General features: G+C 51.3%; 16 protein-coding genes, 1 rRNA gene and 1 riboswitch. Of the genes, 5 read left to right on the forward strand and 12 right to left on the reverse strand.

Annotation, left to right across the window (positions count from 1 at the left end; all coding sequences use genetic code 11):
* The 3 genes from J1781_RS10180 to btuB form a co-directional block, all read right to left on the reverse strand.
* Nucleotides 1-68, reverse strand: a 16S ribosomal RNA gene (locus J1781_RS10180); the annotation flags it as partial.
* A 402-nt stretch (nt 69-470) separates the two neighbouring features.
* Nucleotides 471-1,352, reverse strand: coding sequence for a glutamate racemase (gene murI / locus J1781_RS10185; protein WP_129955347.1), 882 nt, complete (start codon nt 1,350-1,352; stop codon nt 471-473).
* Complete coding sequence (btuB, locus tag J1781_RS10190; RefSeq protein WP_129992178.1) at nt 1,297-3,174, reverse strand: TonB-dependent vitamin B12 receptor BtuB; 1,878 nt, start codon at nt 3,172-3,174, stop codon at nt 1,297-1,299. The genes murI and btuB overlap by 56 nt, the downstream gene beginning before the upstream one ends.
* Nucleotides 3,175-3,245: 71 nt before the next feature.
* Nucleotides 3,246-3,518, reverse strand: a riboswitch (cobalamin riboswitch).
* Nucleotides 3,519-3,659: 141 nt separating this feature from the next.
* Between btuB and trmA the strand changes: the two genes are divergently transcribed.
* Nucleotides 3,660-4,760, forward strand: a complete 1,101-nt coding sequence (gene trmA / locus J1781_RS10195) for a tRNA (uridine(54)-C5)-methyltransferase TrmA (protein WP_217233506.1) — start codon at nt 3,660-3,662, stop codon at nt 4,758-4,760.
* A 66-nt stretch (nt 4,761-4,826) separates the two neighbouring features.
* Here trmA and bglB read toward each other — a convergent pair whose 3' ends face one another.
* The 4 genes from bglB to fabR all read right to left on the reverse strand — a co-directional run bounded on the left by bglB (nt 4,827) and on the right by fabR (nt 8,867).
* Complete coding sequence (gene bglB / locus J1781_RS10200) at nt 4,827-5,966, reverse strand: beta-galactosidase BglB (protein ID WP_129955342.1); 1,140 nt, start codon at nt 5,964-5,966, stop codon at nt 4,827-4,829.
* 24 nt (nt 5,967-5,990) lie between these two features.
* The gene (locus tag J1781_RS10205) at nt 5,991-7,577 is read right to left on the reverse strand and encodes an MFS transporter (RefSeq protein WP_129955340.1); all 1,587 of its coding nucleotides are present in this window, start codon (nt 7,575-7,577) and stop codon (nt 5,991-5,993) included.
* Between the two features lie 274 nt (nt 7,578-7,851).
* Nucleotides 7,852-8,211, reverse strand: coding sequence for a YijD family membrane protein (locus J1781_RS10210; RefSeq protein ID WP_129955338.1), 360 nt, complete (start codon nt 8,209-8,211; stop codon nt 7,852-7,854).
* A 20-nt stretch (nt 8,212-8,231) separates the two neighbouring features.
* Nucleotides 8,232-8,867 (reverse strand): HTH-type transcriptional repressor FabR, encoded by a 636-nt coding sequence (gene fabR / locus J1781_RS10215; RefSeq protein WP_165383770.1) that lies wholly within the window; start codon nt 8,865-8,867, stop codon nt 8,232-8,234.
* Nucleotides 8,868-9,079: 212 nt separating this feature from the next.
* Between fabR and sthA the strand changes: the two genes are divergently transcribed.
* A complete protein-coding gene (gene sthA, locus J1781_RS10220) occupies nt 9,080-10,480 on the forward strand; it encodes a Si-specific NAD(P)(+) transhydrogenase (RefSeq protein ID WP_015699169.1) in 1,401 nt (466 codons plus the stop codon).
* Here the strand turns inward: sthA and oxyR are convergent.
* Nucleotides 10,463-11,386, reverse strand: coding sequence for a DNA-binding transcriptional regulator OxyR (oxyR, locus tag J1781_RS10225; RefSeq protein ID WP_129955334.1), 924 nt, complete (start codon nt 11,384-11,386; stop codon nt 10,463-10,465). The genes sthA and oxyR overlap by 18 nt on opposite strands.
* Before the next feature lie 160 nt (nt 11,387-11,546).
* On the opposite strand from oxyR, the gene J1781_RS10230 reads away from it, so the two are divergent.
* Nucleotides 11,547-12,308: a glutathione peroxidase gene (locus tag J1781_RS10230; protein WP_129955332.1), complete on the forward strand. Its 762-nt coding sequence runs from the start codon at nt 11,547-11,549 to the stop codon at nt 12,306-12,308.
* A 112-nt stretch (nt 12,309-12,420) separates the two neighbouring features.
* Here the strand turns inward: J1781_RS10230 and argH are convergent, their stop codons facing one another.
* The 3 genes from argH to argC form a co-directional block, all read right to left on the reverse strand.
* Nucleotides 12,421-13,794 (reverse strand): argininosuccinate lyase, encoded by a 1,374-nt coding sequence (gene argH, locus J1781_RS10235; protein ID WP_129955330.1) that lies wholly within the window; start codon nt 13,792-13,794, stop codon nt 12,421-12,423.
* Between the two features lie 104 nt (nt 13,795-13,898).
* A complete protein-coding gene (argB, locus tag J1781_RS10240) occupies nt 13,899-14,672 on the reverse strand; it encodes an acetylglutamate kinase (protein WP_129955328.1) in 774 nt (257 codons plus the stop codon).
* Nucleotides 14,673-14,803: 131 nt separating this feature from the next.
* Entirely contained in the window at nt 14,804-15,808 is a 1,005-nt protein-coding gene (argC, locus tag J1781_RS10245) for an N-acetyl-gamma-glutamyl-phosphate reductase (protein ID WP_217233507.1), read from the reverse strand.
* Between the two features lie 137 nt (nt 15,809-15,945).
* Between argC and argE the strand changes: the two genes are divergently transcribed.
* A complete protein-coding gene (argE, locus tag J1781_RS10250) occupies nt 15,946-17,097 on the forward strand; it encodes an acetylornithine deacetylase (RefSeq protein ID WP_129992180.1) in 1,152 nt (383 codons plus the stop codon).
* Nucleotides 17,098-17,402: 305 nt separating this feature from the next.
* Nucleotides 17,403-20,048: a phosphoenolpyruvate carboxylase gene (gene ppc, locus J1781_RS10255; protein ID WP_129955323.1), complete on the forward strand. Its 2,646-nt coding sequence runs from the start codon at nt 17,403-17,405 to the stop codon at nt 20,046-20,048.
* A gap of 71 nt (nt 20,049-20,119) precedes the next feature.
* Here ppc and metF read toward each other — a convergent pair whose 3' ends face one another.
* Complete coding sequence (gene metF / locus J1781_RS10260) at nt 20,120-21,028, reverse strand: methylenetetrahydrofolate reductase (RefSeq protein ID WP_129955321.1); 909 nt, start codon at nt 21,026-21,028, stop codon at nt 20,120-20,122.
* Nucleotides 21,029-21,245 lie beyond the last annotated feature (217 nt).

The raw sequence follows: 21,245 nt of genomic DNA on the forward strand, positions 1-21,245 counted from the left end.
CGCTCGACTTGCATGTGTTAGGCCTGCCGCCAGCGTTCAATCTGAGCCATGATCAAACTCTTCAATTAAAAGTTCGATTTGCTTAAACATGTTAAGCGGTGCTCAGAGATTACTTCGTAATAATTCACTAAATGAATTACTGCTTGGTCACTCTAAGACTTGATATTTTTTGCCACCGAAGTGGCTGATATCGTCTTGTGAGTGCCCACACAGATTGTCTGATAAATTGTTAAAGAGCATGCCGCGGTTCGCAAGGAATCTTATGCGGCGCGGGAGGCGTATATTACGTTTTCCCGCTGAAGAGTCAAGAGATTATTCATTCGAACATTCTTCTTTTTCTCTTCCTGGCCAGGCGACTTGTCAGTCGTTGTTCCCGGTCAGTGGAGGCGCATTATAGGGAGTTCTCAAAAGCCCGCAACCCCTAAAATACAAATAATTTACTGACCGCTGAATCTTTCATCAAATGCCGTTTAAAGCGGCAATTCCTGGATACTTCTGAAGCCATATGCTTGTAAAACAGGCAGCAAACTTTGCGCTTCTGCAGTCATCGCCATGCAATAAGCGACACACTCGATTTCCACATCGGCTTTTTTTACCGGGACCGGCACATGAGAAGTCTCAATTAGCCAATGTGCGCGCCTCGCAATCGCAGAACCCGAGTCGATCATACGCGTGCCATCGGGCAAAACCTGTGACAGCTCCTGCGAAAGCAACGGGAAATGGGTGCAACCTAACACCACCGTGTCGGGCGGTTCACGTAAACGCAGCCACGGATGCAGGATTTTCTTTATTGCGACTAACGAAACCTCTTCGCCATGCAGCTTCGCTTCTGCCAGTTCCACCAGTTCCGCAGAACCCAGCATCAGAATCTGACAATCCGTCGCAAAGCGAGCAACCAGGTCATGAGTATAAGGACGCTGAACTGTCGCACGAGTCGCCAGCAATCCGACCACGCCATTACGGGTTAATTTAGCCGCAGGTTTGATGGCGGGGACAACCCCGACAACAGGGCAACTGAATTTAGCGCGTAATGCAGGAAGGGAAACGGTACTCGCGGTATTACAGGCGATGACAATAACAGAGAGGGGATGACGTTTTGCGACAGCGCTGACAATTTCAACCACACGCTCAACGATAAACGCTTCGGATTTCTCCCCGTAGGGGAACGCCACATTATCGAAGGCATATATATAGTGCAGGTCCGGCAACATTTGCCGGACCTCATCATAAACCGATAACCCGCCGACGCCGGAATCGAAAACCAGCACTGTCGGGCGATCAGGCACTTGGGTTGTATCAGAAGGTATAGCTTCCAGTAAGGTTGTACTCACGTCCTGGTGTTTCGTAGCCATAAACCGTCTCGTAATCTTTATCAAAGAGGTTGGCAATTCTACCACGAACCGTGAGATGTGACGTTACCGGATATGACACCGCAAGATCCCAAAGACTCACGCCTCCCAGACGTACATTTTCACTGGTGTTGTAATTCTTATCGTATCGTTCACCCAAATACTGATAATTGAGCGACCAGTCAAAATCAGCGACTGTCCAGTCGAGCTGATATTTCGCCTGCTGTTTAGCGCGGCGTAATAAAATCTCGTTGGTTTCAGCATTGCGGGGATCTAAATATTCCAGTGTGACCTGATGCCTCAACGGGCCAGTATCGAAAGATCCGGTCCATTCAACCCCCTTGATTGTTGCCTTATCGACATTGTAATAACCGGATTGCTGATTGTCGTAACTGATCATCTGATCGATGTCATTACGATAAGCGGACAAACGCCAGTTTAATGGCCCGGTCAGGCCTTCCAGCCCACCTTCCCATTCTTTACTTTCTTCAGGCTTAAGATCGGCATTACCGCCAAAACTGCCATATAGCTGCCCCAGATTAGGCGCTTTAAAGGCTGTCCCGTAAGACGCAATCAAACGATAGCCGTCAATAAACTCCCAGGCAGCACTACTTTGCCAGGTACCATGTGAACCAAACTGTGAGTTATCGTCATTACGCACTGCGCCTTCAAAAGTGAAATCGCTCACTTTTTGCTGAGCTGTCGCGTATACACCCGTGTTTCGTTGGGTGTAGCCATCGGTAATATAATTGGTGCCTGGCTGAGTGCTGAGTTTCTGCCAGTCAGCGCCAGCGCTGAGGGTCCCCTGCCCTACCTGGAAAGTATTCCCCCATTGCAGGTTGTATTGATCCGAATCGTCCAGCGTTGCAGAAGCGGAATACGGACCGTATTTCGGGTCATAATTATAGTCTTTAGTATTGCTGTAGCTTCCGCTGATTTGCGTCGAATAGATCCCTTGCTGGAAGCGCAACCCGGTATCGTAAGTCCGGCTGTATAACTGGCGCGTGTCAGGCAACGCATCACTGTGTGCCGGGTCTGCGTAACTGTATGTTCCGTCATAGGCCGTGCGGTTATCAAAACCGTATGCGCGGGCAAAACCGCTGAACTGATCATTGAACTGATGCTCAAGACCTGCCCAGAGTGTCTTACTCATGAAGCCATCACGATCGGGCTGACGCGGATCACCGTAAGTATCCGGCAGATTCGCCACCACATCGGTCCCTTTTGTATAGGTATAGTTCCCCGCCAGCGTCAGAACCGTATTCTCACCGAGTTTCTGCTGCGTTGAGCCATCATAAGTCTGATAGCCATTTGATCCGATACCGGCTGTCAAAGTCGTGCCTAATTTATCGCGCGTGGTAATGATGTTAACCACGCCACCAATGGCATCGGAACCATAAACTGCGGAGCGTGGGCCACGAATAAACTCAATACGCTGAACAAGAGAAATAGGGATCTGACTGATATCCACCGCGCCGGAAATACCCGCCTGGTTAAGACGCACGCCATCCATCAGCACTAATGTGTGACTGGCATTCGTTCCGCGAACGAATAATGAAGTCTGCTGGCCCATTCCGCCGTTCTGAGCAATATCCACGCCTGGTAAACGACGCAATACATCAGCTACGGATTTGGACTGCCATCTGTCAATATCTTCACGCGTGACGATATCCGTCGGCGCTAATACAGAAGAAACAGGTTGTGGAAAACGGTTGGCAGTAACGACCATGTCATCGCTGCTGTTTGTGGAAGTGTTGTCCTGCGCCCACCCTGAAAAAGCCGTGACGGATAATGCCGTCAGCAGCACATGCTTTTTAATTGTCATAAATCGAGCATCCAAACTTAATTGGCGGATGCCGCAGAGGATCACCGACGGTATTTCGCGACGACGATGATTAATGCGACGTAACATCGGCAGGTCTTCGGACTTAGGATTTGCAGGCTAATTAATTACATCGTAATCAATTAAAATATCCGCACCGGGCGATGACTTCCCATTTCCTCTTCTCTCTTGCCTTTATATAAAAAGGGAAAGAGAAAAAAGAAACAGTGTCTGCATAATAAAGAATGCTATCGCCGTGATTTCCCCATACCGCTGCGCGCCAGTTCCGGATTCACACCGGATTCCCTTTTAACTCAGTCAATGAGGCCGAAACGCAATCCTACGATCAACCCATTTGGAAATCCAGACATCCGTAATGTCGGATGAACTTTCCTGATATAAATACAACAAAGGTAGACATAGGGGAGACTTTCCCTACAATCCCCCGCAAAGTTTGCCCATTTACTTCCTGTTAGACGAGATAACCGATGACGCCTGAAAACCTGCCCATTGAACAATACGACGACCAGCTGGCGGAAAAGACCGCACGTCTCACGGCGATGATGTCGCCTTTTAATGCGCCGCAGCCTGACGTTTTCCGTTCTCCTGTCAGCCATTACCGTATGCGCGCCGAGTTCCGCGTCTGGCATGATGAAGGCGATTTGTACCACATCATGTTCGATCAGCAGACCAAAGCCCGCGTGCGTGTGGATCAGTTCCCGATCGCCAGCGAATTGATTAACCGTCTGATGCCAGTGCTTATCGCGGCCATCAGGCAGGATCCGGCATTGCGCCGCAAGATTTTTCAGATCGACTATTTATCGACCCACAGCGGCAAAATCATCGCCTCGCTGCTTTACCACCGTAAGCTTGATGACGAATGGCAGCAGGCTGCCAGTACTCTGCGCGACCACCTGCGCGCCGAGGGATTTGATATCCATCTGATTGGCCGTGCCGCCAAAACCAAAATCATGCTCGACCAGGATTATGTCGACGAGGTCCTTCCGGTGGCTGGCCGCGATATGATTTATCGTCAGGTGGAAAACAGTTTCACCCAGCCAAACGCTGAGATGAATATTCAGATGCTGGAATGGGCGCTGAAGGCCACGGAAAACTCGACCGGCGATTTGCTTGAGCTTTACTGCGGTAATGGCAACTTCTCGCTGGCTCTGGCGCGTAACTTCCGCCGCGTGCTGGCAACAGAAATCGCCAAGCCTTCCGTGGCTGCGGCACAATTCAACATTGCAGCTAACCAGATTGATAATGTGCAGATTATCCGCATGGCGGCTGAAGATTTTACCCAGGCGCTCAATGGGGTGCGCGAATTCCGTCGTCTGCAGGATGTGGATTTAAGCGGATATGAATGCAACACGATTTTTGTCGATCCGCCACGCAGCGGACTGGATGATGAAACCGTGAAAATGGTCGCGGGCTACGAACGTATTCTTTATATCTCCTGCAATCCGGAAACGTTGTGTGCAAATCTGGAAACCCTGAGCAAAACGCACCGCGTGACCCGTCTGGCGTTGTTTGATCAGTTCCCGTACACCCACCATATGGAATCGGGTGTGCTGCTGGAAAAATTCTGACGGCGAATACAAAAAAACGGGCACCTTCTGAGTGCCCGTTTTTATATTATTCCGTTATCCACAATATTATAAATAAACACGCATATATTCTGACAGACACAGGATAGCCATCGCCTGCCCGTAAGGCATTGAGGTCAGCGCGATTTCACGATAAAAATCGAGATCGTTACCCATCGCCGTACCGAATGACGTTTGCGTCAGTTCCCCTGCGGGATTGATGTGCTTAATTACGCCCTGAATGGCTTTTTCCGCTACCGGCGCATATGACGCGTCAATGTAGCGTTTACGCACGGCTTTCAGAATGCCGTAGGCGAAACCGGCAGTCGCTGAGCTTTCAAGATAAGACTGCGGGTCATCAAGCAGCGTATGCCACAAACCGCTATCGTCCTGACATTTTGCCAGCGCACTGACCTGACTTTCCAGCACCTGCAATAAATAGCGGCGGGTGGCGTTGTTTTCCGGCAAATCCACCAGTTCAAGAAATTCCGGGATAGCAATCGTCAGCCAGCTGTTACCGCGCGCCCAGCGGGCCTGAGCAAAGTTATGATGGCCGTCAAATGTCCAGCCGTGGAACCACAGACCAGTCTCGCGATCCATGAGATATTGCACGTGCATCAGGAACTGATACGTCGCTTCTTCGACAAATTCCGGGCGACCCAGCAATGTACCGATTTTCGCCAGCGGCAGCACGCTCATCATCAGCGTGTCGTCCCACATTTGCTGATGATTTTCGTTGTTATAAACAATGTGCTGCATCGCACCTTTGTCTGTGCGCGGCATTTCGTACATTACCCATTCAGCCCAGCGCTCCAGATAAGGACGCCATGCCGCATTACCGGTTTCCTCGTAGCGATACGCCAGCGTCAGGAACGGGCTCATGGTATTAACGTTCTTGGTCGGTGTACCTTCCGCCAGACGCGCAGTAAACCAGTCATCTATCACCGCACGCATTTTTTCGTCGCCGGTCTGTTGATAATACTGATAAATTCCATAAAGCCCGATGCCGTGCGTCCATTCCCAGCCCGCCCAGCCTTTGGTATCAATCACGCGGCCATCGTCCAACCGCAGCAGGAACTCACCGGTTTTATCTTCGATATTCACCAGATTGTTGGTCACGTTGTGGATCAGCGATTTCAGTTCCCCGCGGGAAATGAAATGTTCCGGCTGTCGCAGCAAAGCACTGTGTTTAACTTCAAAAACTTTCATGGTGTTCTCCTGTGAACTCAAAATTTATAAACGTCCCTGGACCGGCATTTCGGCAGTATTTTCACGGGTAAGCTTTTCAGGGGGCGGGTTATTGCGATGCAGATAACCGATGTTGTTATTACCCCACAGCGATTCATATTTCATCCCCGTCAGCATTTCGACCGTAGCGCGGTCTTCCGGCGTAATTTGCTCCGGCACGATACGGTTAGCATCACGCATTTTCTGCGTTTCGCGGGTCAGCACGCCGTGTGTTTTCTGGTTAAGACGGAAGAACAGAGAGATGGTGAAACCGATACTGAGCATCAGCAGGGAACCCACCACCAACACGCCAAGGATAGTATGACCGACTGCCGGAACCTGCTGGCTTTGTCCGGAAACAAACCCGGCCAGTTGTAAGATAATACCCACCAGCATCACCGCACCGGCCTGTGACGCCTTACGGGTCAGTGTCATCACGCCGGCGAAAATCCCTTCGCGGCGCTGGCCGGTGATAGTTTCATCAACGTCAGCGATATAGGTGTAAATGTTCCACGGCACGTAGTTGATCCCCCCACGGCCCAGACCGGCCAGCGCGGAAATTAACAACAATAATGACATCGAGTCATTCATGCCTGCGTAATAGAGTAAGCCGTAAGAGATAGCGGCCAGCCCGAACAGAGAAACAGCCAGACGATAAGAAGGCGCAGGGCCAAAGCGGATACACAGTGGGATCATGCCGATCACCGCCACAAATTGCAGGATGGCCATCATGCCCATAAGGTTGGAGGCCGTGGCAGCACTTTGCATCAGCACGAACACCACGTAATAGGTGAACACGGCGTTAAACACGTCCTGCGCGATATACCCGCCCAGATATAACCCCAGATGCTGACGGAAAATTTTGATGCGCAGCGTCGAGGATAATTCGACTTTCAGGCGTTTCAGGCTTTGCGCCAGGGTCAGTTGCTGACGTTCGCGCTCAATTTTCTTCGTGGCTTCAGATTTGAGCTCTTCCGGTCTTTCCCAGGTAAAGAAATACACCAGCGTCAGAACGAATGCGCAGATTACGGCAAAGACCAGGCTCGAATAGAAGAAGGAGATGGCGTTATCTTTACCAAAATGCTGCAACAGAATACCCGGCAGGAAGGCCGCCAGAATCGCTGACAACTGTGCCAAAGCAATACGGGCGCCGGAAAATTTAGTTTTCTGTTTGAAATCATCGGTCATTTCCGGCACCAATGTTTCATACGGCACCAGAATCATCGTGTAAACAATATCAAACAGCAGATAGGTCAGCAGATAATAGGCATATCCCATATCGCCCACCCACATGAAGCTGTAGCTGAACACGCAGGGAATGCCTAACAGGATGAAGAATTTGCGGCGACCAAATCGCTTACCGAGCCAGGTATTGCCGAAGTTATCGGTGAGATACCCCATCAGCGGACTCAGCACAGCATCAGCGACGCGTGCGGTGGCAAAAATAAATGTCGCTTCGATGGGCGAGAGCCCGCAGAACGTGGTGTAAAAATAGAGCAGCCACGCTGCGGTCAGGGCTGTCGTCCCCGCCCCCAGAAAATCGCCTGACCCGTAGGCGATGTAATTAAAGAATCCGATTTTACGTGTTTTCATTGCCGTGTTGCCTCTGTTAAATCACCTATAGGCGTAGGCGGAATGCGAACGAAAATATTTCGTCCGGCCATGATTCAAATTAACGAGGAGCAGGAATGAAAACCTTTTGGTTTTTGCCACTCAAACGAACTTTATGGCAAAAAAATGAAGAAGTGGGCGATCAATCTCTAAATATTGAACATCGGTTTGATATTAATGAAATGACAGTTCATTAACTGGCGGGAAATAATAAAAGGCAATCCGCAGATTGCCTCGTTGGGTTATCAGAAAGGGACTACTGCGAGGAAGACTTACGTTTTTTAAGCTTCAGACCTATCCAGAAGATCAGCGCCACACAAATCACCGACGGCACGAAGTTCGAGCCCAGTTCAGGGTATTCCGCGCGCACAATGGTGCTGTACAGCAACAGCCCCAGCAGAAAGCAAGCCGCGGCTAAAACCGGTAACCCTTTCGGCATTTCACTGCGGTGGTAACGAACGTGCAGGCAATACACCGCTAACACCAGAGAAATGATCGGGAAGATCGAAAACGTTACGACAGAACTGAATAACGCATCGAAAGTGCCATTAATCGACAGCCCGGCAATCAAAGCCAAAACCAGAGTGCCATTATCCTGGTTCGGTTGTTCGGTCATTTTCTTTACCTCTGGTCATATTATTGAGGGGGAGTCACGGCCGTCCGTTCCTGCTGACGGCGATACCAGTAATATGCGCCTTTGGAAATCATCCGCAGCTGCAATACCAGCCGCTCTTCCAGCTGGCGGCGCTGTGCAATATCCACATCCAGCGCTTCCGCACCGGCGTTAAAAACGATGATAACCATCGCTTCAGCCTGCGCTTCGGTAAAACTGCGCGGCATATGGTTTTCGAGTTGCAGATAATCGGCAAGTTCCGCAATAAAATGCTGAATTTCGCGGGCGACGGCGGCACGAAACGCCGATGACGTACCGGAGCGTTCACGCAACAACAGACGAAATGCGTTGGGATTGTTACCGATGAATTCCATAAATGTGGAAACTGAGGTGCGGATCACGCTGCCACCTTTCGCAATGCGCTGGCGTGCCTGGCGCATCAGCTGACGCAGCATCAGCCCGCTTTCATCAACCATTGTCAGGCCCAGTTCATCCACATCGCGAAAATGCCGGTAAAAGGAGGTTGGCGCGATGCCTGCCTCGCGGGAAACCTCACGCAGACTCAGACTCGCAAAGCTGCGCTCGGCACTGAGCTGGCTGAAAGCCGCCTCAATCAGTGAACGACGCGTGCGCTCTTTTTGTTGTGCTCTTACGCCCATAACCTTCATCCGGATAGTATTCTTCTTTTTGATTATTCGCCTGATATCGCTTCACTATATCAAAATTTTTAGCGGTCGGAGCCAAAGATACAACAGCATAAAGTGGGTCAGAATGTTGCTGCATTACCATTAAATGACAACTGCATGTGGGGTAAATAGGTGTAATATGTTACTTTCTCGTTGTGATTTTGTATAAAAATAGGTTTCGAACTATGCCACAGCACTCACATTTTGATGCCATCATCATTGGCTCAGGTCCTGGCGGAGAAGGCGCTGCCATGGGACTGGTTAAACAAGGCGCCCGGGTTGCTGTCATCGAACGCTATAACAATGTCGGTGGCGGATGTACTCACTGGGGAACCATCCCTTCCAAAGCATTGCGCCACGCCGTCAGCAGAATCATCGAATTTAACCAAAACCCGCTCTACAGCGATAACTCCCGCACAATGAGCTCCACTTTCCCGGACATCCTGCGTCACGCCGATTCAGTGATTAATCAGCAAACACGTATGCGCCAGGGTTTCTATGAGAGAAACCAATGCCAGCTGTTCTCGGGTGATGCCAGTTTTGTGGATGCCAATACCATCAGTATCCGCTACGCCGATAACACACACGAAGTGATTACCGCAGATAACATTGTGATTGCCTGCGGCTCGCGCCCGTACCGGCCTGCCAATGTCGATTTTGGTCATCCGCGCATTTACGACAGCGATTTGATCCTCGAACTGAGCCATGAGCCACGCCACGTGATTATTTACGGCGCGGGGGTGATCGGCTGCGAATATGCGTCAATCTTCCGCGGTCTGAACGTCAAAGTAGACTTAATCAATACCCGTGACCGCCTGCTGTCTTTCCTCGATCAGGAAATGTCAGATGCGCTGTCCTATCACTTCTGGAATAACGGTGTGGTCATCCGCCACAACGAAGAGTTCGAGATGATCGAAGGCGTGGAAGACGGTGTGATCATGCACCTCAAATCCGGTAAAAAAGTGAAGGCTGATGCGCTGCTGTATGCCAACGGACGCACGGGTAACACCGATAAACTGGGTCTGGAGAATATTGGTCTGGAAGCTGACAGCCGCGGGCTGCTGAAAGTGAACAGCATGTATCAGACTGCGCTGTCACATATTTATGCGGTAGGTGACGTCATTGGCTATCCAAGTCTGGCATCAGCGGCTTATGATCAGGGCCGGATTGCCGCGCAGGCCATGATTCAGGGCGAAGCGAAAGTCCACCTTATCGAAAACATTCCGACCGGTATTTATACCATCCCTGAAATCAGTTCCGTGGGTAAAACCGAGCAGGAACTGACGGCGATGAAAGTGCCATACGAAGTGGGCCGCGCACAGTTTAAACATCTGGCACGCGCACAAATTGCGGGTATGAACGTGGGCAGCCTGAAGCTCCTGTTCCACCGGGATACTAAAGAAATTCTGGGGATTCACTGCTTTGGTGAACGTGCGGCCGAGATTATTCACATCGGCCAGGCGATTATGGAACAGAAAGGTGAAGGTAATACTATCGAGTATTTCGTTAATACCACCTTCAACTATCCGACCATGGCAGAAGCCTATCGCGTTGCGGCACTGAACGGATTAAACCGCCTTTTTTAACACTGCGGTTCGGTCCATGTAAGGCTGCATGTGCTCTTTGATGGCTTCCGCAAGTTGCTCGTAACGCCCGCGCAGTGGCGAACCGGGACGATATACCAGCGCGATTGTGCGTCGCGGTTCCGGTTTGTCACACGTCAGATACGTCACTCCGTCACGGCTGCGCTCATTGGGCACAGCCAGGGATGGCAGCAAGGTAATCCCGCTGCCCGCCGCCACCATATTACGCAGCGTTTCCAGACTGGTTGCCCGGAAATGGGTATCTTCATCCGCCCCCGCCTGGAAGCAGAAACCGAGTGCCTGATCACGCAGGCAATGCCCGTCTTCCAGCATCAGTAATTTTTCACCCGCCAGATCGGCCATCGCCACACGATCGCGCGATGCCCACGGATGATCATCGTAGATCGCCAGCCTCATCGGCTCATCAAACAACGGCACTTCAATAAACGCTTCGCTCTCTTTTACCAGCGCCAGAATCGCACAGTCGAGTTTTCCGCTGTCAAGCTGAGACAGTAACTGATGGGTTTGCGCCTCATGCAGATACATTTCCAGTTTCGGGAAGGTTTTATGCAACGAGGGGATAATCTGAGGCAGCAGATAAGGCCCGACTGTCGGGATCAGGCCGATATGCATCGGGCCGGACATCGCTTCGCCTTGTTGACTCGCCATCTCTTTCAGAACTTTCACTTCACGCAACACCGTGCGCGCCTGATCCACCAGCAACAAACCGGCTTGCGTAAACAGCACTTTGCGGCTGGTTCTTTCAAGCAACATAACGCCAAGTTCATCTTCCAGTTTACGTATCTGACCACTTAATGTCGGCTGGCTGACATGGCATGAATCTGCTGCGCGTCGAAAATGACGAAACTCAGCCAGTGCCACCAGATACTCTAGATCACGAATGTTCATTTTTCCTCCAGTCCCTAAAAGGCAATGCGATAGTCGTTAACGATAGATAAGATAGCAATCAACGATTATATCTATCAACTACTATCGTGAATAATGCTTTCCAACAAGGCAGAAATGCCGAAAAAACTTTCTATTTTATTGATTAATTAAGAGGTTATTCATGTTTGCAAGCCAGGAAGGTAGACACGTACCGCACGTTACTTTTCACACCCGACAGGGCGATCAATGGGTAGATCTCTCCAGCGACAATCTGTTTAAAAATAAAACAGTGATCGTATTTTCATTGCCGGGTGCATTCACCCCGACCTGTTCTTCGAGTCACCTGCCACGTTACAACGAACTGGCTCCGGTGTTTAAAAACCACGGCGTCGACAGCATCCTGTGCGTTTCCGTGAATGACACCTTCGTGATGAACGCCTGGAAAGCCGAACAGAACGCCTCCAACATCACTTTCATCCCGGACGGTAACGGTGAATTCACCAAAGGGATGGACATGCTGGTAGAGAAAGCGGATTTAGGCTTCGGCCCGCGTTCATGGCGTTATTCCATGCTGGTACGCAACGGTGTCGTCGAGAAAATGTTCGTTGAGCCAAATAAGCCAGGCGACCCGTTTGAAGTGTCTGATGCTGACACCATGCTCAAGTATCTGGCACCAGAATTTAAAGTGCAGGAATCCGTGTCCGTATTCACCAAACCGGGCTGTCCGTTCTGTGCGAAAGCCAAACAAATGTTGCAGGAACGCGGCATTCAGTATGAAGAAATTGTATTAGGTAAAGACGCGACCACCGTCAGCCTGCGCGCCGTGACGGGCCGGGCAACAGTGCCGCAAGTCTTTATCGGAGGACGCCACATCGGGGGAAGTGACGATCTGGAGGTTTACCTCCATTCAGAAACACAAGACGTGTGCGAAGTGGCACAGTAAGCGTCAATAAGGATCTGCTGTAAGAAGTAAGGCAAGAAATCCCTGCATTACCGACAAAAAAGCAAAGTAAGACTAGTGAATTTTCGGCGGATCTATGATCCGCCTTTTTTATTTACGCTAAACGCGCCTTCGCATCAGCAATCGCCTGTGCAACCTGCTGCGGAGAAACACCGCCTTTAGCGGCTCGTTTGTCGAGACAAGATTGCAGTTCGAGAATGGCGTAAACATCGTCGCCAATCACGCTGCTGAATTTCTGCAAATCTGCCAGCGGTAATTCTTCCAGCGCTTTGCCCTGATTAATCGCTTCCACTACCGCTTCACCCACAATATGGTGCGCCTCACGGAACGGAACACCCTTGGCAACCAGATAATCTGCCAGTTCGGTGGAGTTAGCATAGCCCTGTTGCGCGGCTTCTTTTGCCCTTGGGCGTTTTACCTGAATACCATCCAGCACCAGCGATGCCATGTTCAGACAATCCATCCAGGTATCGAGTGCGTCGAACAGCCCTTCTTTATCTTCCTGCATGTCTTTGTTGTACGCCAGCGGAAGACCCTTCATCGTCATCATCATACCGGTAAGCGCGCCCTGCACACGACCACACTTACCACGGATCAGCTCCAGTGCATCCGGGTTCTTCTTCTGTGGCATCAGGGAAGAGCCGGAGGTGACACGATCGGACAAATCGATAAACGCCGCTTCACCGGTATTGAAGAAAATCAGGTCTTCTGCAAAACGTGAAAGGTGAACCATGCTGATGGCCGCGTTGGAAAGCAGCTCCAGAACATGGTCACGATCAGAAACACTGTCGAGGCTGTTACGTGTCGCAGAAGCGAAACCTAACCAGCCAGCCAGTTGTTCGCGATCCATCGGATAGGCAGTACCGGCCAGTGCGCCACAGCCCAGCGGACTGACGTCCAGACGAGCCAGCGTGTCTTTCAGGCGGCTTTCGTCACGCGCCAGCATTTCAACATACGCCATGCACCAGTGTGCAAACGTCACCGGCTGGGCGCGTTGCAGATGGGTGTAACCCGGCATCACGGCGTCCTGATTAGCTTCGGCCGTGGCGACCAGCGCCTGCTGCAAATGATGCAGCGCCTCACGCAGTTCAACCACCTGTGTTTTACACCACAGTTTGATGTCAGTCGCGACCTGATCGTTACGGCTGCGGCCGGTGTGCAATTTCTTACCGAGATTGCCAACTTTGTCGATCAGTTTGCCTTCAACCCAACTATGAATATCTTCGGCATCACTGGCTAAAATAGCGCGGGGATTGGCACGGACTTCTTCCAGCAACACAGTCAATGCGTCTTCCAGCTGAAGCTGTTCGTCAGCGGTTAATACATTCACAGTCACCAGCGCTTTGGACCAGGCTACCGAGCCCACAATATCCTGCTCCGCCAGTCGGTAATCGAAACGCAGTGAGTCATTCAGTTCTTTAAACCGCTGATCTGCTGCCTGAGTAAAACGTCCGCCCCAAAGTGCCATTTTCCTGCTCCTGAAATTTTTTATGCAAAAGGGCGCAATATGGCTGCGCCCTGACAAAAGTGTGTACCGAATGCGCGTCAGATTTAAACCTGCCGGGAGGTGAATTACCCCAGAATGCGTGTTCCGATCGCAACGCCATTAAACAGTGCGGGTAATTGCTCAGCGTGACGCCAGCTGGCGATATCCACAGGACGTCCGAGAGAACGTGCAGCGTCCAGCGCAGCGTTAACTTTGACGATCATGCCATCGGTGATAATACCCTGCCCGATAAGCTGTTCGGCTTTCTCTGCACTCATTTCCGGAATACGCTGGCCTTTGCCATCAAGAATTCCGCTGACATCAGACAGCAGGATCAGATCCGCGCCCAGCGTGGCCGCCAGTGCAGTTGCTGCCTGATCGGCGTTAACATTCATCAGCTCACCGGTTGCGGTGATGCCAATAGAACTGACAATCGGCAGGTAGCCTGCGCCATGCAATGTGTTAATCAGCGCCGGATCACCCGCTTCGGCTTTACCGACGAAGCCCAGTGATGCATCCAGTTGCGTAACGCTGACGGTGCCGCCGTCAGCCAGAGACAGGCCAACCGCGTTGATGTGATTTTTGACCGCCCACGCCAACAGAGTTTTGTTCGCGCTGCCGGCGAGTGCACCCGTGATAATGTCAATCTGATCAGCCGGTGTCACGCGCAGACCGGCTTTTTTCACGACAGGCAGATTCAGCTTTTTCATCAGCTCGTCAACCAGGCAGCCACCACCATGAACAATAACCAGCGGGCGGTGATATTCCTGGCGATAAGCCACTATTGCCATGAACAGGCGCTCAAGTGCTTCTTCATTGTCCAGCAACACACCACCTAACTTGATGACTAACGGATTCATAGCTGTTCGCGCCCCGACCGGTTGAGAATGTTAATTAATAACAATACGTTTAATTTAATCTAACACCCCTGCGCGTCTGAATAAACGCTCAGGGGCGGTTGTTTTCTGTTTACAGTCAATCTGACGGCTGGTTAAAGCAATGATTGTGTTTCCGGGAAGCCGAAACGGATATTCATGCACTGAACTGCCTGAGCAGACGCGCCTTTGAGCACGTTATCTTCCGTCGCTACCACAATCAGATGTTCACCTTTCACCGCAAAACCGATATCGCAGAATGGCAGACCGACCACATCTTTCAGCGCCGGGACGCCTTTGGTGTACAAACGTACCAGCGGTTTATCGTGATACGCATTATGGAAGGCTTCCGCCACGTCCTGCTCCGTCACACCCGCGTTCAGACGGCAGGTGATAGTCGCCAGAATACCGCGCGGAAAATTGCCCAAATGCGGCGTGAAAATCACCGGCACGCCAAGATGTTCGGCAATTTCTGGCTGATGACGGTGGCTGAAGAGTTTGTAAGGCTGAAGACTGACTTCGCAGAAACTGTTGCCGAGTGTCGCTTTACGGCCAGCGCCGCTGACACCGCTGGTGGCATTGATGACCGGCCACTGGCTGTCATTAAGCAAACCATTGTCGATAAGGGGTTTGAGCGCCAGCTGTGACGCGGTCGGGTAACAGCCCGGAACAGCAATCAGCTGTGCGTCTTTTAATTTGTCAGCCTGCCATTCGGCCAGGCCGTATACAGCCTGATCGAGCAGTTCGAGATGCTGATGCTCAAAGCCGTAGAATTCAGTGTAAAACTCAGGTTTGCTGACGCGGAAAGCACCGGACAGGTCAAACACCACGCAGCCCGCCGCCAGAAACTGTGGTGCTAAATCGTGGCTGACTTCATGCGCTGTCGCCAGAAAAACAACATCGACACCTTTCGCTGCTTCAGCCACATCAGTCAGAGGCAAAACAGGCAAATCGACGATGCCTTTTAATTGAGGATGCAAATCAGAAAGTGATTTTCCTGCATCTGCACTTTGCGCTGAAACCGTTAAACCGGTTATGTTCATCTGTGGATGGCGATTCAGGTAAGCAGCGAGTTCAGCTCCGGCATAACCTGTGGCACCAACAATCAGCGTATTCAACATAGGGCTTGTTCACCTTCTCAATTTTGGGGTAGGGCCGGATGAATTTTTTTCCGGTTTCCTTACGCGCTGGCTTATTGTATTTTTATTCACAATTATTGCATGAATATGAATACTACCCTAACTAAAGGCTGTCAACAGTGAAGATGAAATTACCTCCTTTTATTGAGCTCTACCGGGCGTTAATCGCCACCCCTTCCATCAGCGCGACAGATGCTGCACTGGACCAGAGCAATGAAACGTTAATCAATTTACTGGCAGGCTGGTTCGGTGATTTAGGCTTCAAAGTCGAAGTGCAACCCGTTCCAGGAACACGCCATAAATTCAACATGTTAGCCAGTACTGGCGAAGGCGCGGGTGGTTTACTGCTGGCAGGCCATACCGATACCGTTCCGTTCGATGATGGCCGCTGGACACGTGATCCTTTCACCCTGACCGAGCATGAAAATAAGCTCTATGGTTTAGGGACTGCCGACATGAAAGGTTTCTTCGCCTTTATCCTCGATTCACTGCGCGATGTTGATCTGACTAAACTGACTAAACCGCTGTATATTTTGGCGACTGCGGATGAAGAAACCACGATGGCCGGTGCCAGCTATTTTTCCAAAAACGCAAAGATCCGCCCTGACTGCGCCATCATCGGTGAACCTACTTCGCTCAAGCCGGTTCGTGCACACAAGGGACATCTGTCAAATGCTATTCGTATCACCGGTCAGTCCGGCCACTCCAGTGATCCGTCCCGCGGCGTGAACGCTATTGAACTGATGCACGAATCGATTACCCATTTAATGACGCTGCGCAATACGCTGAAAAGCCGTTACAACCACAGTGGTTTCGTGATCCCGTACCCGACCATGAACTTTGGTTATATCAACGGCGGCGATGCGCCAAACCGCATTTGCGCGTGCTGCGAAATGCATATGGATATCCGCCCGCTGCCGGGTCTGACGCTGACTGAGATTGACGGTCTGCTGAACGAAGCGCTGGCCCCGGTCAGTGAACGCTGGCCGGGACGTATTGAGATTGAAGAACTGCATCCGCCCATCCCAGGTTATGAATGTCCGCCGGATCACCCGCTGGTACAGGTAGTCGAAAAACTGCTGGGTGTGGAAACAGAAATTGTTAACTACTGCACCGAGGCACCGTTTATTCAGGAACTGTGTCCGACACTGGTACTCGGACCGGGTTCTATCGATCAGGCGCATCAGCCAGATGAATATATTGATATGGCGTTCATTAAACCGACTCGCGAGCTGATTTCTCAGGTCGTTCATCATTTCTGCTATCACTGATACTGAATGACGCACTGATGAAGAAACAAACAGGGCGCTTACGGGCGCCCTTTGATACTGTACAACGTTGCTATTGAACAAAAGCAGGATTAGCCAAACTGATATCGTCGCGGTTGTAATTAAATTTCAGCGACATGGCCAAAAAGACCATTTTTCACGTGAGTGATGAGGGGTTTTTGGGTTAAAACAAGTGCTGCATTTAAAAGTATGGCCAGGTTGGCAGGGTGAACGGGGCAAGAATGCCTGACGGGTGAAAGTTATTTACAGAATATAAAAATTAAACGAGAGAACGGGTCAGAGGTAATATGAACGAACAATATTCCGCAATGCGAAGTAATGTCAGTACCTTAGGTAAATTGCTAGGCGACACGATCAAAGATACGTTGGGAGAGCATATCCTGGATCGTGTTGAGAAAATCCGTAAGCTGTCGAAATCCTCCCGTGCCGGAAACGACGCGGATCGACAAGAATTACTGTCAACGTTGCAAAATCTCTCCAATGATGAGCTGCTGCCTGTTGCCCGTGCTTTTAGCCAGTTTCTGAATTTAGCCAACGTGGCTGAACAATATCACAGCATTTCGCCACATGGCGAAGCGGCCAGTAATCCTGAAGCCCTGGCACAATTGTTCGATCGCCTGAAATCCAAAAATCTCTCAGAACAACAGCTGCGTGATGCTGTCGACCAGCTTTCTATTGAACTGGTACTGACCGCGCACCCGACAGAAATTGCCCGCCGCACACTGATCCACAAACTGGTCGAAGTGAATAACTGCCTCAAGCAGCTCGACCATAACGATCTGGCCGATTACGAACGCAAACAAATCATGCGTCGTTTGCGTCAGTTGATCGCGCAGTCATGGCACACCGATGAAATCCGTAAAAACCGGCCTTCTCCTGTGGATGAAGCTAAATGGGGCTTTGCGGTCGTTGAAAACAGCCTGTGGGAAGGCGTACCCGCTTTCCTGCGTGAACTGAACGAACAACTGGAAACGTCACTGGATTATAAAATGCCCGTGGAAGCCGTGCCGGTTCGCTTCACTTCATGGATGGGCGGCGACCGCGACGGTAACCCGAACGTGACGGCCGATATTACCCGCCACGTGCTGTTGCTGAGCCGCTGGAAAGCGACTGACCTGTTCCTGCGTGATATCGCGGTGCTGGTATCAGAATTGTCGATGACCGAATGTACGCCGGAACTGCGTGAGCTGGCGGGAGGGGCGGATATCATCGAACCTTACCGTGAAATCATGAAACAGCTGCGTGCTCAGCTGACCAATACGCAGGTTTATCTGGAAGCTCGTCTGAAAGGCGAACGCGTTGCGCGCCCTCATGATTTATTGGTGAAAAATGACCAGCTGTGGGCACCGCTATACGCCTGTTACCAGTCGCTGCAAGCCTGCAATATGGGCATTATTGCCAACGGCCAGTTGCTGGATACCCTGCGCCGCGTGCGCTGCTTCGGCGTGCCTCTGGTGCGTATCGACGTGCGTCAGGAAAGTACCCGCCACACCGATGCTATCGCTGAAATCACCCGCTATCTCGGTCTGGGCGATTATGAAAGCTGGTCAGAATCCGATAAACAGGCTTTCCTGATCCGTGAACTGAATTCAAAACGTCCGCTGGTGCCACGTCACTGGGAACCGAGTGCCGACACCAAAGAAGTGCTCGATACCTGTCAGGTGATTGCCGAGGCACCGGAAGGCTCGATTGCAGCGTATGTCATTTCGATGGCGCGTACACCGTCTGACGTGCTGGCCGTACACCTGCTGCTCAAAGAAGCCGGTTGTCCGTTCCCGATGCCTGTCGCGCCGCTGTTCGAAACGCTCGACGACCTGAACAATGCCGACGATGTCATGAAACAGTTGCTGAGCATTGACTGGTATCGCGGTTTCATTCAGGGCAAACAAATGGTGATGATTGGCTATTCCGACTCCGCAAAAGACGCGGGCGTGATGGCCGCATCATGGGCACAATACCGTGCTCAGGATGCTCTGATCAAAACCTGCGAGAAAGCCGGGATTGCCCTGACACTGTTCCACGGACGCGGCGGTTCTATCGGCCGTGGCGGTGCACCGGCACAGGCAGCGTTGTTATCTCAGCCTCCGGGCAGCCTGAAAGGCGGCCTGCGCGTGACCGAACAGGGCGAAATGATCCGCTTCAAATTCGGATTGCCGGAAGTCACTATCAGCAGCCTGGCGCTGTACACGTCTGCGATTCTGGAAGCCAACCTGTTGCCACCGCCTGAGCCGAAGCAAGCCTGGGTAGATATTATGGAACAGCTGTCTGACGTGTCCTGCAAAATGTACCGGGGTTATATCCGCGAGAATAAAGACTTCGTGCCTTACTTCCGTGCAGCAACTCCGGAACAGGAACTGGCGAAACTGCCGCTGGGTTCACGACCGGCGAAACGTAAAGCCAGTGGTGGCGTCGAAAGCCTTCGCGCCATCCCGTGGATTTTCGCCTGGACGCAAAACCGTCTGATGCTACCAGCCTGGCTGGGCGCCGGTGCCGGTTTACAGGCCGTGGTCGATGGCGGGAAACGTGACGAGCTGGAAACCATGTGCCGCGACTGGCCGTTCTTCTCCACCCGCATCGGCATGCTGGAAATGGTATTTGCGAAAGCGGACCTGTGGCTGGCGGAATACTACGATCATCGTCTGGTAGAGAAAGAGCTGTGGCCGCTCGGTCAGCAACTGCGCGATCAGCTGGCAAGCGACATTAAAGTGATCCTGGCGATTTCTAACGACGATCACCTGATGGAAGATTTACCGTGGATTGCGGAATCTATCGCCCTGCGTAACGTCTACACTGACCCGCTGAACGTATTGCAGGCTGAATTGCTGCACCGTTCCCGCGAGCTGGAAAAAGACGGTAAGCAGGATGCGAATGTAGAGCAGGCGTTGATGGTGACGATTGCCGGCGTGGCAGCGGGTATGCGTAATACCGGCTAATGTCTGCTGAAGCTATCTAAAGAAAAACCCGCGAATTCGCGGGTTTTTTGTATTCAGCGTAGGGCAAAATATTAGGCGCGAACCGGCACGTCAATTTCCGGACGCACACCCAGTGTGTGGCAAATTGCGTAACTCATTTCTGCACGGTTCAGGGTATAGAAATGGAAGTCCTTTACACCTTCACGGCTGAGGATTTTCACCATGTCCATCGCGATGTTGGCGCCAACCATTTTGCGGGTTTCGGCGTCGTTATCCAGCCCTTCGAACAGGCTGTTCATCCAGTGCGGTACACGCACATTGGTCATCGTCGCAAAGCGGGTCAGCTGTTTGAAGTTGGACACCGGCAGAATACCCGGCACAATTTCCACATCAATCCCCTGACCGGCACAGCGGTCACGGAAACGCAGATAGCTTTCCACATCGAAGAAAAACTGCGTGATAGCGCGGTTCGCACCGGCATCAATTTTGCGTTTCAGGTTAATCAGATCTGACTGTGCGCTTTTAGCTTCAGGATGCACTTCCGGATAGGCCGCAACGGAAATATCAAAGTCACCCACTTCTTTCAGCAACTTTACCAGATCGGTGGCATACATTTCCGGCTTGCCGCCGCCTGCCGGTAAATCACCACGCAGAGCTACAATGTGGCGGATGCCACTTTCCCAGTAATCCTGTGCGATTTGACGTAGTTCATCACGGCTGGCATCAATACAGGTCAGATGCGGTGCAGCTTCCAGACCGGTACGTTCTTTAATACCTTTGATGATGCTGTGTGTACGGTCGCGTTCACCGGAGTTTGCCCCGTAGGTGACAGAAACAAACTTAGGCTTAAGGCTGCTGAGGCGGTCAATAGAACTCCACAACGTATCTTCCATCTCGCTGGTGCGTGGCGGGAAAAATTCGAAAGAAACGTTAATCTGACCCTGTAACTCTGCCAGATTCTGGTTCAGCGCTTCGCGCTGGTTTGCGTGGAAAAAGCTCATAAACACTACCTCATGGATCACTGCGTTTTGATTATGGTTCGTTATAATGGACGTTTGGACGTCTAAACGTATAGATAGAAAATGACGGAAAGCGGGCAAAGTGTCAACGTTAAAATGAGGCCAGGGGATGATTAATATTCACGCTTTCTGAAAGAATTTCATTTTGAGGACGTTTTGCTGGGGGGAATTAAGCTCCTCCCCCTGCGAAGGGGGAGGC

The sequence above is a fragment of the Rahnella perminowiae genome (genome assembly GCF_019049695.1).
Lineage (GTDB): Bacteria > Pseudomonadota > Gammaproteobacteria > Enterobacterales > Enterobacteriaceae > Rahnella > Rahnella perminowiae.

What these genes read in the sequence shown, in the direction of transcription:
- bglB (WP_129955342.1), bottom strand. Translation starts at nt 5,966, where the DNA reads ATGAAAGTTTTTGAAGTTAAACACAGTGCTTTGCTGCGACAGCCGGAA.
- J1781_RS10205 (WP_129955340.1), bottom strand. Translation starts at nt 7,577, where the DNA reads ATGAAAACACGTAAAATCGGATTCTTTAATTACATCGCCTACGGGTCA.
- sthA (WP_015699169.1), top strand. Translation starts at nt 9,080, where the DNA reads ATGCCACAGCACTCACATTTTGATGCCATCATCATTGGCTCAGGTCCT.
- ppc (WP_129955323.1), top strand. Translation starts at nt 17,403, where the DNA reads ATGAACGAACAATATTCCGCAATGCGAAGTAATGTCAGTACCTTAGGT.
- metF (WP_129955321.1), bottom strand. Translation starts at nt 21,028, where the DNA reads ATGAGCTTTTTCCACGCAAACCAGCGCGAAGCGCTGAACCAGAATCTG.
- oxyR (WP_129955334.1), bottom strand. Translation starts at nt 11,386, where the DNA reads ATGAACATTCGTGATCTAGAGTATCTGGTGGCACTGGCTGAGTTTCGT.
- murI (WP_129955347.1), bottom strand. Translation starts at nt 1,352, where the DNA reads ATGGCTACGAAACACCAGGACGTGAGTACAACCTTACTGGAAGCTATA.
- trmA (WP_217233506.1), top strand. Translation starts at nt 3,660, where the DNA reads ATGACGCCTGAAAACCTGCCCATTGAACAATACGACGACCAGCTGGCG.
- fabR (WP_165383770.1), bottom strand. Translation starts at nt 8,867, where the DNA reads ATGGGCGTAAGAGCACAACAAAAAGAGCGCACGCGTCGTTCACTGATT.
- argH (WP_129955330.1), bottom strand. Translation starts at nt 13,794, where the DNA reads ATGGCACTTTGGGGCGGACGTTTTACTCAGGCAGCAGATCAGCGGTTT.
- argB (WP_129955328.1), bottom strand. Translation starts at nt 14,672, where the DNA reads ATGAATCCGTTAGTCATCAAGTTAGGTGGTGTGTTGCTGGACAATGAA.
- btuB (WP_129992178.1), bottom strand. Translation starts at nt 3,174, where the DNA reads ATGACAATTAAAAAGCATGTGCTGCTGACGGCATTATCCGTCACGGCT.
- J1781_RS10230 (WP_129955332.1), top strand. Translation starts at nt 11,547, where the DNA reads ATGTTTGCAAGCCAGGAAGGTAGACACGTACCGCACGTTACTTTTCAC.
- J1781_RS10210 (WP_129955338.1), bottom strand. Translation starts at nt 8,211, where the DNA reads ATGACCGAACAACCGAACCAGGATAATGGCACTCTGGTTTTGGCTTTG.
- argC (WP_217233507.1), bottom strand. Translation starts at nt 15,808, where the DNA reads ATGTTGAATACGCTGATTGTTGGTGCCACAGGTTATGCCGGAGCTGAA.